This is a genomic window from Virgibacillus xinjiangensis, from assembly GCF_042643145.1.
GTDB classification, from domain to species: Bacteria; Bacillota; Bacilli; order Bacillales; family Amphibacillaceae; genus Virgibacillus_O; species Virgibacillus_O xinjiangensis.
On the sequence record NZ_JBHRSA010000041.1, the window covers coordinates 162,471 to 176,005 of the forward strand.

General features: G+C 47.8%; 15 protein-coding genes. 7 read left to right on the forward strand and 8 right to left on the reverse strand.

From position 1 onward, the window contains the following. Window positions 1-65 precede the first annotated feature (65 nt). Window positions 66-779: a Crp/Fnr family transcriptional regulator gene (locus ACFOGI_RS10200; RefSeq protein WP_390272018.1), complete on the reverse strand. Its 714-nt coding sequence runs from the start codon at window positions 777-779 to the stop codon at window positions 66-68. A gap of 216 nt (window positions 780-995) precedes the next feature. On the opposite strand from ACFOGI_RS10200, the gene ric reads away from it, so the two are divergent. From ric to ACFOGI_RS10230, 6 genes are all read left to right on the forward strand, one after another. Further along, window positions 996-1,688 (forward strand): iron-sulfur cluster repair di-iron protein, encoded by a 693-nt coding sequence (gene ric, locus ACFOGI_RS10205; protein WP_390272020.1) that lies wholly within the window; start codon window positions 996-998, stop codon window positions 1,686-1,688. 93 nt (window positions 1,689-1,781) lie between these two features. Then, complete coding sequence (locus tag ACFOGI_RS10210) at window positions 1,782-2,003, forward strand: hypothetical protein (protein WP_390272022.1); 222 nt, start codon at window positions 1,782-1,784, stop codon at window positions 2,001-2,003. A 60-nt stretch (window positions 2,004-2,063) separates the two neighbouring features. Continuing rightward, complete coding sequence (locus ACFOGI_RS10215; protein ID WP_390272024.1) at window positions 2,064-2,243, forward strand: hypothetical protein; 180 nt, start codon at window positions 2,064-2,066, stop codon at window positions 2,241-2,243. 101 nt (window positions 2,244-2,344) lie between these two features. Next, window positions 2,345-2,587 (forward strand): hypothetical protein, encoded by a 243-nt coding sequence (locus ACFOGI_RS10220; protein WP_390272026.1) that lies wholly within the window; start codon window positions 2,345-2,347, stop codon window positions 2,585-2,587. Window positions 2,588-2,629: 42 nt separating this feature from the next. Continuing rightward, window positions 2,630-3,115 carry a hypothetical protein gene (locus ACFOGI_RS10225; protein WP_390272027.1) on the forward strand — a complete coding sequence of 162 codons (486 nt, stop codon included), beginning with the start codon at window positions 2,630-2,632 and terminating at the stop codon, window positions 3,113-3,115. Between the two features lie 21 nt (window positions 3,116-3,136). Continuing rightward, window positions 3,137-4,075, forward strand: a complete 939-nt coding sequence (locus ACFOGI_RS10230) for a prenyltransferase (protein WP_390272028.1) — start codon at window positions 3,137-3,139, stop codon at window positions 4,073-4,075. Between the two features lie 42 nt (window positions 4,076-4,117). Here ACFOGI_RS10230 and narI read toward each other — a convergent pair whose 3' ends face one another. The 7 genes from narI to ACFOGI_RS10265 are packed head-to-tail and all read right to left on the reverse strand — an operon-like array spanning window position 4,118 to window position 11,699. Further along, window positions 4,118-4,828: a respiratory nitrate reductase subunit gamma gene (narI, locus tag ACFOGI_RS10235; protein ID WP_390272030.1), complete on the reverse strand. Its 711-nt coding sequence runs from the start codon at window positions 4,826-4,828 to the stop codon at window positions 4,118-4,120. A 37-nt stretch (window positions 4,829-4,865) separates the two neighbouring features. Then, window positions 4,866-5,465, reverse strand: a complete 600-nt coding sequence (gene narJ / locus ACFOGI_RS10240; protein ID WP_390272032.1) for a nitrate reductase molybdenum cofactor assembly chaperone — start codon at window positions 5,463-5,465, stop codon at window positions 4,866-4,868. Between the two features lie 3 nt (window positions 5,466-5,468). Then, on the reverse strand, window positions 5,469-6,959 hold the full coding sequence (gene narH / locus ACFOGI_RS10245; RefSeq protein WP_390272034.1) for a nitrate reductase subunit beta: 1,491 nt from the start codon (window positions 6,957-6,959) through the stop codon (window positions 5,469-5,471). Then, window positions 6,949-10,629 (reverse strand): nitrate reductase subunit alpha, encoded by a 3,681-nt coding sequence (locus ACFOGI_RS10250; RefSeq protein WP_390272036.1) that lies wholly within the window; start codon window positions 10,627-10,629, stop codon window positions 6,949-6,951. Before ACFOGI_RS10250 ends, narH begins: the two co-directional genes overlap by 11 nt. Beyond that, complete coding sequence (locus ACFOGI_RS10255; RefSeq protein ID WP_390272038.1) at window positions 10,613-10,903, reverse strand: hypothetical protein; 291 nt, start codon at window positions 10,901-10,903, stop codon at window positions 10,613-10,615. The genes ACFOGI_RS10250 and ACFOGI_RS10255 overlap by 17 nt, the downstream gene beginning before the upstream one ends. Before the next feature lie 24 nt (window positions 10,904-10,927). Beyond that, the gene (locus ACFOGI_RS10260) at window positions 10,928-11,242 is read right to left on the reverse strand and encodes a hypothetical protein (RefSeq protein ID WP_390272039.1); all 315 of its coding nucleotides are present in this window, start codon (window positions 11,240-11,242) and stop codon (window positions 10,928-10,930) included. A gap of 40 nt (window positions 11,243-11,282) precedes the next feature. Then, window positions 11,283-11,699 carry a hemerythrin domain-containing protein gene (locus tag ACFOGI_RS10265; protein ID WP_390272041.1) on the reverse strand — a complete coding sequence of 139 codons (417 nt, stop codon included), beginning with the start codon at window positions 11,697-11,699 and terminating at the stop codon, window positions 11,283-11,285. Between the two features lie 434 nt (window positions 11,700-12,133). Here ACFOGI_RS10265 and ACFOGI_RS10270 point away from each other — a divergent pair, with 434 nt between their 5' ends. Next, window positions 12,134-13,471, forward strand: coding sequence for an N-acetylmuramoyl-L-alanine amidase (locus ACFOGI_RS10270; protein WP_390272043.1), 1,338 nt, complete (start codon window positions 12,134-12,136; stop codon window positions 13,469-13,471). Window positions 13,472-13,535: the final 64 nt, after the last annotated feature.

Consider the following 13,535-nt stretch of genomic DNA (forward strand, 5'->3'; position numbering starts at 1 on the left):
ACATCAGGATGTATACCCCTGGCGTCTTCCGCTTTTCTTCTCTTCCTATGGAGGAAACTCTGCGATCAAAGCCTGCAGATCTCCACCGGGCATTCTTCGCATTGGTTGATTTCCTTCAATCCCCCCAGATTGAGAATGGAAATCTTCCCCTGCTCATAGTCGATCAGCCCATCCTTTTTAAACCCTGTCAACAGCCGATTGACTGTCTCTCTGGTGGCTCCGACCATTTTGGCCAGTTCCATATTGGTGAATTTTCTGCTTATGGTAATTTCCTCCCCATCGTCTTGTCCGTATGTATTGGAGATACGGATCAACATGGATGCCAATGCTCCATTCTTACCATAGAGCAGAAGATCCCTCAGTTTCATATGGGTGTATTGCTGTGTGTGGCTGAGCCATTGGGTGAATTCCAATGCGAGCGTGCCGTTTTCTTTCATCAGCTGCTCCAGCTCCTTTCTGCGGATCACTCCTACTGTTGTGTCCTCAAGAACTTCCGCGGTAAAGGCACAGAGCGGGTGCTGATCTGGAAGGTACTCACCAAACATGTCACCAGGGAAGTAATAGTACATGGCTATTTCCTTTCCCTCATCACTTACTTTGGTCAGTCGCACCTTCCCCTCCCTCAGGTAGAACAGTTTACCGGTGTCGTCGCCCTCCCAGTAAATGCTCGATCCTTTAACAAATGTTTCCGGATGCATGATCGCTTCTATCTCTCTCTTGCAATCCTCCGAGAAAATTCTCGTATTCCTCTCCACTGTTAACTGATTGACCAAGTGCATTGCCTTCGCCCCTTTCAGTGAAGTGAATGATATCTCTGTAAATGGAATATTATGACTATAGCCAATTATAAATGATTTATCCCCTCTACTTCCAACAATAACTGATGTTGGACGACAAATATTTTTATAAAAACCTTTCCCCAGTGATGCAAATCACTGACCCATTAACCTTCATCCCTTATCATAAAGACAAGACATTAATTGGAGGTAGAGTTGATGAACACATTTACTGTTGAACATACACCGGCAAATATAGTGAAGGTTTTCCCAAAGGCAAGCGATTTGTTCAAAGTCCATCAAATTGATTTTTGCTGTGGCGGCCATCGCCCCCTGAAAGAAAGCTTTGAAGAGAAAAACCTGGACGAACAAAGTATCCTATCTGAACTGAATCAGGCTTTCACCCGCTGGCAAGAAGAAGGCAATCAGGCAACTGACTGGGATACCGCTTCATTGACGGAATTGGTAGACCATATTGTTCACCGGCATCACGCCTATTTGATGGAGGAACTGCCTGCGCTTGGTCAGTTTGTCACCAAAATTTATCGTAAACATGGGGAAAACCAACCACATCTTAAAGAGCTGCATAAATTGTACGGCAAGTTCATGACCGAAATGGAGGAGCATACCATCAAAGAAGAAAATGATGTATTCCCCCTCATTAAAGAGTACGAGCAAAATCCGTCAGATGCATTAATAAGACAGATCCATGAGGCCAATGGCGAGTTGGAAAGCGAACATGATGAAGTTGGCAAGCTGCTGAAAGAAATGCGCCGGATCACCGATGGTTTCAAGCCGCATGCCAATGCCTGCGGATCCTATCAAATAACCTATGCCCGGTTGAAAGAATTAGAGGATAATACGTTCCAACATATCCACCTGGAGAACAATATCCTTTTCCCACGTATATGATTCTATACAGTGGCCAAGAGGGAAAGTAAATAAAGAAATACAGCAACAATTAAATGATCAAGGAAGCGGCATACCAATCGGATAACGGTTGGTATGCCGTTTTCGTTGTGGCAGAAACCGTGGTCGATTCCTTCTATGGGAGCCATCGCTGCGGAGACTCCAGTGATACAACACGAGTCCGAAGACCTTGGAAGAAGCGTTCTGTCGGAGCGAGTGCTGGATATCGGCTGGAGCGCGAATTTATCAGCAGCACGTTCAGGATATCAAGGTGCGAATGCACTCCTCCCCAAGTTTCAATTTCTTTCAAATAATTGACCTATGTCAAGGATTTATAGAAGTAAATAGCAGATAATTGAGACAAAGGAGGAGATACTCATGAAACAAAACCAAATGTACCAAGAGAATTTCGATGTAGACCGGATGATTAATGAAGGCCTTGGCGGCGGCTTTATTCTATATGGCTATGATGAAAGTAAATATGAAGATCCCTCGCATGTTTCACAGCTAGTAGAACAAGCGGATAGTCCTGCCAGAGAGGAGTTGACCTCAGCATGATAAGTTTCCTCTCTCTTCAAACCATTTCACCTGATGTAGGTCCTTCCAGCCTTTCCTTGCTAATCCTGAGCGCTGCAATTCTATCACTTGGAGTTTCTGTCATGTTGCGAAGTATGAGACTGTTTCTTGCTCAAATTGCTCTACTGGCAATTCTTCCAGCAGCAGAAGCAACATGGTTGGCTATTTTATCAGCCATCCTAGAAGCCCTTCTCATCGGCTTTCTGCTTATTCGTTTTAAAATGGCAGTGGACCGGAATTACCGTCTCGTTCTTGAGAAGACTCATCAAATTCCTCCCCAGATGACAGCTGAAGGAGCAAATGGAAGCCAGTCATCTTTTCTATAGATGAAAAAGCGGCCAGTAGACCAATAGGAAGGAGAGCCACCAATGCGTGAGATTGTTCTTATCCTCCATATATTCCTAGGCATCATTTGGGTCGGGGGCATTTTGTTCATCGGCTGGGGAGTCTTCCCTGCTGTGATGAAGATGTCTTATCAAAGTCAGCGCCAATTCTTGACCAGTCTGATGAGGTGGTCGCACCCCCTGTTGACGGCTGCAGGAATGGGCGTCGGTATCACCGGCATACTGCTCGGAGCTATCCTTGGTCCTGTGAAAAGTTGGGACTTTCTTTGGAATACGGCATATGGAAACATATGGCTGGCTGCATTACTGGTGGGTGGTTTTACCCTGCTATGGGGGATAGGAATCGGTTACAGGGAGACGATGCTGGTGCTCACCGATGATTATTTTTGGCAGGAGGCAGAAAAAGGAAACGGGAAACCACTGTTCCGGCAACTTTTTCGTATAGCTGTACTGGAATCATTCGAGATAGCGGGTTTCCTCGTGCTGATTATCCTGATGATGAAAATCTAATTTAATATGGGTGGTGGAATGATGCGTGTCTTAAAAGCAGAACAATCAACGGACCCATTTTCGCACGGACGTATTTATTCATGCAAACTTACCTGGCTGCAACTGGCTAGACCTATAACTTTAAGCGGAACCATCAGTCCGATCCTAGCCGGTACAGGTTTGGCTGCACTTGACGGACGACTGCGTTACGACTTGCTGTTCGTGTTGCTGGTCGCGGCAATCCTAGTACAAACATCGGCTAATATGTTCAATGATTATTTTGATTTCAGGAATGGGCAGGATAAAGAAAAATGGCAGCTGGAAGAAGCGAAAGCATCTAGCCGGCTTCCCGTTCATCATCAGGTCCCCTATATAGCCAGTTCGCTTATAGGGGTTGCGATGATTCTAGGTCTTTGGATTTCCTCTCAGGCCGGCTGGTGGATAGCAGTTGTAGGCTCCATTGGAATCGCTGCAGGAATTGCCTATTCAGCCGGCCGGCATTCTTTGGCTGCTCTAGGGCTTGGAGAGGTGACAGCAGGCCTGTTTTTGGGGATGACGGTTACGTTGCTCAGCTACAGTGTTCAGACCCAAGCAATCAACTGGACCATAATGATGATTGCTCTGCTCTATGCCATGTTGATCAGTACGATGATCTTGACCAACAACTTGCGGGATATCCAGAAAGACAAGGGATACCGGAGGACTTTGGCAATGAGGCTGGGGAGGAGACAGGCAGAAGGGTTGTTGACGGTTCTATTATTCAGTTGCTATTTGCTGGTTCTGGCTCTGGTAATAGTGGAAGCCGTCCCTGCAGGCACCCTCTTCGTCCTGTTGGCAATTCCCATCGCCATCCGGCTGCGCTGGTCCTTTCGAGAGTCCAGCACAGAAGCTGAAGAAAAAATGGCGATGAAATGGGCAGGCCGGCATCACTGGGTATTCGGTCTTCTCTTTGCAGCTGGTATACTGACAGGATTGCTATAAAAGAAAAACACCGGAAGCCGTCCGGCTTCCGGTGCCAGTTGATCATGCCCCAGGTGTTTCATTTCCTTTCCGCTTATAATTCGACCTTGACCGATATTGCTGCGGAGCTCTAGTCGGATAACTCACAGGCAGACTGTAGAAGTGGACCAGGCTCGTGAACGGTATGGAAGCAAACAAGCCGAAAGCCGCAATAACATGGATTTTGAAAACCATGGGAGCCGCTGCCATCAATTCATATTTCGGCTGCAGAACGAACAGACTGCGGAACCATGGGCCTATTGCCTGTCGATAATCATATGGTATAGGCCCGGTATTGTATACCAAAGTCACCCACGTACCTGTTCCCGCGACCAGCAAAAGGGCTATAAGAGAAAAGAAATCTGCAAAACTTGCTCGGATTCGAACAGGGTCGAAGATGATCTTCCTGATTAAGAGAATAATCAACCCAGCCATGACCATGATAGCTGCTACTCCCCCACCGGCAAGCGCGAGACTATGATACTGGTGGTCATTGATCCCGACAGCATAATAGAATTCCAGGGGAATAATAATCCCCATGACATGGCCGATAAAAGCGAAGATGATTCCCCAGTGAAAAAGAGGGGAGCCAATACTCAACCATTTCTTTTCCAGGAATTCCGTGGAAGGGGCCGCCCAACTGAGCTGCCGGAATGCGTATCGGTACAGCAATCCAAGGAGCATCATCATTAATGTTACATATGGATAGACTACCCACCAGAAAACTTCTGGCATCAAATCACCCCTTCAGATATTGATGTGAATATAAGAATCACTGGTACATAATCGGGTATGGCAGCTCTTCCAAATCCGCCTCTTCCCGTTCGAATTCCAGCTTCTCTATTTCCGCTTTGGTCGGTTCCGGGAAAACATAATCCCTCAATACTTCCAGAATTTTGGCGAACGGGCTATCATGGATATGGTCAGACATTCGCTTGATTGCAACAGCAAGCCTTCTGACAAGCCGCTGATGGTCGGGGTTTTCCTCTGTGATTGCAAGAAACTCGAACAATAGCGGTATATAATCTGCCAGCTCTCCTTCCACCCCGGCATAGCCTGCATCGGCCAGGATATTCTGCAGACGGATGAGGGCAGCTCCACGTTTTGGACTGTCTCCTAGTTCGTGTGCCGTCAGGTAAAGCCCCAGCTTCGATTTCAAATCGAAGCTCGACACATACAACTCCCGGCGCACATGTACAGGGAGCCTCAAAATAGGTGCATATGCGGCTTTAAGGTCCTGTCTCAATCTTAGAGATGATATTTTCTCCTCGACAAAAGCATCCATTTCCTCTTCTTCCTGAACATCCGTCTCCTCAGGATAACCGAGGAGACGCGATGCAATCAGAAGAACAGCACGCTGATCTTGGTCCATTGTTTAATCCCTCCCGAAGGTAGCCATGACACCTTCTGGCGGAGCCAAGTCTTCCAAGCTGCAGGCACCTTGTTCATAATAATTGTCATCATCCATTTCTCTTCTTCCAGTCGGAATGACAAAACGCTCATTATATTTCGCAATCCCCAGCAGTCTGGCCATATCTTGAAGTTCTTCTGGTGTGGTTCCCGCCTCTTGCACGAGTTCACTCTGTCTGAATTCATCCACATCACCGACCGTCTGTCCACGCATGAGCACACGCATTGCTGTCAGTTTCAACAGAACTTTACGGATTACTTCCTTATCACCTGCCGAGAGCAATGATGCCAAATACTCCATCGGTATCCTCATTTGATCGACGGCAGGAATATACCCGTCTGTACTCAGTTCATCTTCATTGGTGATATGGTTCATGATCGGACTGAGCGGTGGTACATACCATACCATAGGCATGGTGCGGTATTCAGGGTGGAGCGGAAGAGCGATCTTCCATTTAATTGCCATTTTGTAGACAGGAGATTCCTGTGCAGCTTCAATCCAAGCGTCATTGATCCCTGCTTCTCTTGCCTTTTCCTGTATATCCGGATCAAAAGGATCAAGAAAACAGCCAAGCTGAGCTTCATAGAGATCCTGCGGGTCTTCTACAGATGCCGCTTCTTTTACCTTGTCCGCGTCATAGAGCACTACCCCAATATAACGGATCCTTCCGACACAGGTTTCTGAACAGATAGTAGGAAGCCCTGCTTCTGTTCTCGGATAACAGAAATTGCATTTCTCTGCTTTATGAGTGTTCCAATTATAATAAACTTTGTGATACGGGCAGCCGCTCATACAAAAACGCCAACCACGGCAGGCATCCTGATCAACCAGAACAATCCCGTCTTCATCACGTTTATATAGCGCACCGGATGGACAGGATGCGACACAGGATGGATTCAAGCAATGCTCACAAATCCTCGGAAGATACATCATGAAAGTCTTCTCATATTCCATGGAAATGTGTTCTTGAAGTTCCTGTACGTTCGGGTCCAGCGGAACGACCTCACTGCCGCCCGCCAGGTCATCATCCCAGTTGGAGCCCCATTCCGGTTTGTCCATATATTTACCGGTTATTTGGGATTTCGGCCTGCCGACAGGGAGATTTTCCCTTTTCGGGCTATGAAGAAGGTTATCATAATCATATGTCCATGGTTCATAGTAGTCTTCCATTGTGGCCATGTTTGGATTATAGAAAATCTTGGCGAGTTTGGAAACGGGACCGCCGGCTTTGAGCCGCAGCTTCCCGTTTTTCATTTCCCAGCCGCCCTTGTAACGATCGGTATCCTCCCAGCTTTTCGGATAACCGGGACCTGGACGGGTTTCCACATTGTTGAACCACATGTATTCTGTTCCCGGACGATTTGTCCACGTATTTTTGCACGTGACGGAACATGTATGACAGCCGATGCACTTATCCAAGTGCATCACCATCGCTACCTGTGCCTTAATCCTCAAGCCAATCTACCTCCTTCAGTTTTCTGATGACTGCCATCGTGTCACGCTGATGGCCGGTCGGTCCATAGTAGTTGAATCCATAGCTCAGCTGTGAATAGCCGCCGATCATATGCGTCGGTTTCAAAGAGATCCGGGTCACACTGTTATGGGTTCCGCCCCGCTTTTTATTGATGGAGGTGCCCGGTACACCTAGCGTACGATCCTGCGCATGATACATATAAGCCATTCCCTGTGGGATACGGTAGGTCAAGACCACCCTTGCAGAAATAGCACCATTCCGGTTGTACACTTCAATCCAGTCATTATCTTTCAGTCCAATTGCATGCCCATCATTTTCATTCATCCATACCGTCTGCCAACCGCGGAACAGGGTCGACATCTGTGTCGTATCGGTAAACATGGTATGGATGCCCCACTTCTGATGGGGGGTCAAGTAACGGACGGTAATCGATTCTCCGTTCTCCTCCACCCCTTTTTCATTTTCCAGGAACGGTCGATGTGCTAGCGGCGGAATGTACAGTGGCAGGCCTTCCCCGAAATCTAAAATCATCTCATGGTCCAGATAAAAGCTCTGTCTGCCTGTCAATGTCCGCCAAGGAATGTTGTATTCTGTATTGACAGTAAATGGCGAATACCTCCGGTTGTCTTTCTCCAGTCCGCTCCATACTGGTGTGGAGATAGCGTGCCTTGGCTGAACGGTCAGATCGTTGAGGTTGAATTCCTCCTCTTCCCTACCTTCAGCAATATCGGATAGGTCCTGGCCAGTCTTCTTCTCGAGTGACTTCCATCCAGCAGTCGCCCGCTTGCCATTGGTGGCACCCGACATCAACAGGATGGCTTCGATCGCTTGCCTGTCCGTATAAAGATCTGGCAGCCCTTTGCCTATTCCTTCACGCCTTGAAATACCAACCCGCTTTCCAAGCTCTTCATATACTTCTTCACCTGGAATTGTAACGCCTTTGGAACCGTAGCCTTTCTTGATTTCCGGTCCGATTGTTGTCATTTTTTCATAAACCCTCGGGTAATCCCGCTGAACGACCTGCAGATTCGGCATGGTCTTGCCTGGTACCGGCTCAGTCTCTCCTTTGCGCCAATCCTTGACCTTGCCAAGAGCCTGGGAGATTTCTCCCGGGGTATCATGTGCCAGCGGTGTCATCATCAATTCCTCCGTTGCCGGCAGATGTTCTTCGGCCAGCTCGGAGAATACTTTCGCTATTTCACGAAAAGTATTCCAGTCGCTTTTCGCCTGCCATGGTGGAGAAATGGCCGGGTTGAACGGATGGACGAATGGGTGCAAGTCTGTGCTGCTGAGATCATATTTTTCATACCAGGTCGCAGCTGGAAGCACAATGTCGGAGAACAGCCCGGAACTGGTCATCCGGAAATCGACACTGACGAATAAATCCGTTTTACCTTTTGGAGCTTCTTCCGGAACATTGATCGTCTCCGGCTGCCAGGAATTTTCCGTATCGGTCAGCACCTGGTCTTCCCCACCGATCAGATGCCTGGCGAAATATTCATGTCCTTTCCCACTGTCACCCAGCAGGTTGGAACGCCAGTTGAAAAACACCTTAGGAAAGTTTCTCGGATCATCCGGGTTTTCAATGGACCAATCTATCTTTCCATCCTTGATTTGACGGACGACATCCTGGACCACATCTTCATTCGTCTCTGCCCCGCGTTCCTTGCTTTCCTTTACCAGGTCAATGGAATTCTGGGTGAATTGCGGAAAAGATGGCAGCCATCCCATCCGTACAGCCATTGCATTCAAATCAGCAGGATGCATATTATTATATTTGCCGCCCCACTCGGCGTCTCCGTTATCAATATTAGTTTCGTAACGGAATTGGTCGGTGGCAAAGTAGAAAAAAGACGTACCATTCTGATGACGCGGAGGCTTTTGCCAGTCGCCTGCAAAGGCAATTTGCTGCCACCCCTCAAGCGGTCGTACTTTTTCCTGTCCGACATAGTGGGCCCAGCCCCCGCCATTCACACCTTGGGAACCGGTAAGCAGTACTAGATTGAGAATGGAACGATAGATTTGGTCACTGTGATACCAATGGTTCGTTCCACCGCCCATCGCAATCATTGATTTTCCATTGGTGCGTGCAGCCGTGTCGGCGAACTCCTTGGCCACTTTGATTACATGGTTGCGGTTCACACTGGTGATCCCCTCCTGCCATGCAGGTGTGTATGCCTTCGGATCGTTATAATCTTTTGGATAATCACCCGGCAGGCCTCTGTTCACCCCCGTGTGGGCCATCATCAAATCATAGACGGTGACAGCTTTTCGCACGTTGCCGTCTTTATCTGTAATATGTTTCACCGGTACACCGCGTTCGACCGATCCTCCGCTTTCTCCCGAAAAATTAGGGAAGCGGACCATAGCTGTTTCATCGGATTCATTGATGAAGCTCAGCTGGGGATCAATGAAGGATCCATCTTCTTTTTCCAATTCCAAGTTCCAATTGCTGCTGCCGTCCCACCGGTGTCCTTGACTGCCATTCGGTGCTTCAGGCTGTTTCGTGGAGGCATCCCAAACCAGTGTTTTCCATTCCCCAAGCTCTTCTTCGCTGCCAAGATCTGCCGTACGCAGGAAGCGGTCGGAACGGATTCCTTTTTCATCCTCATCTAAAAGTACCAAGTACGGAAGGTCCGTGAATTTCTTTACATAATCGATAAAGTACGGAGTCTGTTTGTTTACGTAAAATTCTTTCAGGATGACATGCGTCATTGCCATTGCCATTGCCCCGTCGGTTCCGGCCTTAGCAGGAAGCCATAGGTCGGCAAATTTATCGTACTCCGCATAGTCCGGACTCACGCCAACAACCTTTGTGCCGTTGTAGCGGGATTCCACCATGAAATGTGCATCAGGTGTCCGTGTTTGTGGCAGGTTCGTTCCCCAAATGATGAAGTATTTGGAGTTATACCAGTCGGCACTTTCCGGCACATCTGTTTGTTCCCCCCACACTTGAGGCGAAGCGGGCGGAAGATCGGCATACCAGTCATAGAAGCTGAGGATGGTACCGCCAATCAACGACAGGAAGCGGGTTCCCGCTGAGTAACTGGCCATGGACATGGCTGGTATCGGGCTGAACCCTGTTACACGGTCAGGCCCGTACTGCTTGATGGTATGGATGGTCGATGCTGCAATGATTTCGCACATTTCCCTCCAATCCGCCCGGACAAAGCCGCCTTTTCCTCGCGCTTTCACATATTTCTCCCGTTTTTCCGGATGGTTGACAATGTTTTCCCAGGCAGCTACAGGGCCATAGCCTTCCGCTTTCTCGGCTTTCCACAATTCATAAAGGTCCCCGCGGATATAGGGATATTTCACACGGATCGGGCTATATGTGTACCATGAAAAGCTTGCTCCCCTTGGACATCCACGCGGCTCATACTCTGGAAAGTCATCGCCGGTGGTAGGGTAATCCGTCTGCTGTGTCTCCGAGGTGATGATGCCATCCTTGACATAGATTTTCCAACTGCAGGAACCCGTACAGTTCACCCCATGGGTAGAACGGACGGCTTTGTCATACTGCCATCTTCTACGGTAGATATCCTCGGAGTCTCTGGGCCGCGGGCTCTCTTCCGTCCACCCATCATTAATCCGTTTTCCTTCACGGAGATATCTTAATGACTGGAACAATTTATTAGTTTTTCGCTCCATTCATATCCTCCTCTTCAAGCATGCTGGCAAGCGGGTTGAACCGCTCTCCGGTAATACGGAAGCTTCCTTCCCCCTCTTCCAATTCCTCCAGAAAAACCTTGAGGCTTGGGGCATTTGCTGCCACCAGGATCAGCCGCTCCAGAGTATCCAAATCATTCATCTCATAAATGGATTCGACAACTTTGGGAGGAACCTTCCCAAAACGCATTTTCAAAATGGAAATCAAATCTTCCCGGTCTTCTACAAATCCTGCATCCTCTTCAAAGAAAAACAAGCAGCATCCTCCTTCTTCTATATGTTAAGGTTTCACCATTTTATAGTAGTCGGCAATCATGACTTCCCGGCAGGCTTCCCCTGTCCTTTGCACAAAATCCTGCAAGTCTTCCCCTTCCTGCTCAATCTCGTCCATGGAGAACACCTCTTCCTCTACATGGGTAAAACCTTCTCCATACTGCAGGATGACAAGTATGCCATTTTCCTCCTGTATGCCTTCCAGCTGTATATCATACGAGTGGATGTGGAACTGTTCTTCCAGCTGACTTGTGAGAAATCGATAGAGCTTCGGAGAAAGGACCCGAAGAAACTTTGCTTTCTTTTCTGTTATTTCTTCCATTGTCTGTACCTCCTATGTCGACAGAAGACCATATGGTTTACTAGCGCTCCGGCAAAATGCGTTCCTCTGCCTGATTGTGCAGCAAATCAACATGTACCAAGGATTGAAAACGAGTCAGCACCTCAGCACTCGCTCCTTCTGTATCAAGCAATTCTTTGATCTCCTCAATGAGGAGTCCCAAAAGTTCATGGTCCCTGGTCAAGGCTGTAATCTGGTCCTTCATTTCCGGATATTCTTCAAGTAGTTCCCGGTAAAGTCCCTCTTCCTCTTCCTTGGCATGTCTCAATGTCCGTGTTTCCCAGTGTTCAACCCCAACATATGCTACTTCCAATGCTTGCTCCTTCCGGTCATCTAACAGCAACCGCTCAAGAAGTTCGTTTAATTCCATGGCCTCTGTAAGGGCTGCCTCGTGAATGGCGGAGTGGCTGTCCACATGCTTTAAGCCAGGTCCTGACATCTAACTTCCTCCTATGCGTATTTACGCAGTTTTTGTCGAATGATGAATTAGTTTATTTATTCATAATAAATTTAATAGATAGTAATTGATGTGATAATTATCACACATTCAGTTTTTCGTGGTATTTTTTGCCTATGGAATTTGCGGAGAGGTAATTGCCTGGCATATCGTGTGGCTGTGGGATAACCTCCATCATCTGGTGGAATGTCGACAGGTGCAGATTACTTTCGGCAGGAGAAGCGGAATTCTACGACAAGTAGGCATGCATATCGAGGGTATGAGCTGAGAATCAAAGAAATTTCCGCCTGTCATTCACCCTGTAAAACTAAGAAACCCCTTTTTCACAAAGAAAATTAGATGCCGCCCAATTTTCTAGTACTTTATTACCATAGTATATAACTGGATTCCATTATTTTCGGAAAGGAAGGATTTCTATGAAACTATATCTCGACCCCGGCCATGGAGGGACTGATCCGGGTGCACAGGGCAATGGGATGTTGGAAAAAGACATTGTCTTGGATATCGCCCGGCAAATTCGGAGCATTCTCACGGACAATTATGAAGAGGTGGAAGTTCGTATGAGCCGTACCACGGACGTCAGCAAAAGCCTGGATCAGCGTACCACAGAGGCGAACGCCTGGGGGGCTGATTACTATTTGAGTATTCATTGTAATGCTTTCAACGGATCAGCGAAGGGGTATGAGGATTACATTTATAGCGGTTTATCAGAATCCTCTTCTACTGCCCGGTACCGGGATATCATGCATGAAGAAATCACAGAAGTGAATCAGTTAAAGGACCGTGGCAGGAAAAAGGCAAACTTCCACGTGTTACGGGAAAGCTCGATGTCCGCTCTTCTCACAGAGAACGGCTTCCTCGACAATGAGCAAGATGCCAGATTGATCAGTGACCCAGCATGGCGGCAACGTATTGCACAGGCACATGTCAATGGGCTTGCAAGAGCTTTTGACCTGCAAAAAAAGCAAGATACCAGCACTCTTTATAAGGTGATCGCCGGCTCCTTTCAATCAAGGGAAAATGCCGAACAGCGTACAGCTGATCTTCAGTTGCAGGGAATCGAGTCATTCATTGTTCCATTTACAACTTCTGGCGCCCAATGGTACCGCGTACAGGCAGGTGCTTTTTCTTCCAGGAGAAATGCCGAAATCAGACTGGAACAAGTTAAAAATGCTGGTGTGGAAGATGCATTCCTATACTCCATGGGCACTGGTACAGAAGAAGAACCAGAAGGGTATTCGATTTTCGGGGCAACCTATCTATCCCCAGAATTGATGGACCAATATGCATTAGAAATCAATCCGGCTGCTCCAGAACTGGGGGGCCATTACCTTGAAATCGGTGAATATTATGGAATCAGGGGAGACATCGCCTTCGCTCAGGCGATGCATGAGACAGACTTCTTCCAGTTTACGGGTACCGTACAGCCCGAACAGAACAACTTCGCTGGAATCGGGGCGACAGGAAACAATAATCCCGGCGCAAGCTTTGATTCTCCAAGAGAGGGTGTCCTTGCCCACATTCAACACCTTTATGCGTATGCTTCCAATGAACCTCTTCCTGACAGGTTTCCATTGACGGATCCCCGATTTGATTTGGTAGATCGAGGTTCAGCTCCCTCTTGGGTAAAGCTGAACGGAAAATGGGCAGTGCCAGGAGATAACTATGGCGAATCGATTCTTGATCTCTATGGCAGAATGCTCGATGAATCCATCCGCAAATTGCAGCAAATGGGAGAAAACGTGGGAGAATAACCCTTTTTCTGCCTATTTCCTCCATCTATAGGAAACCTTCCCCATTCCTCCTTTCATCCAGATA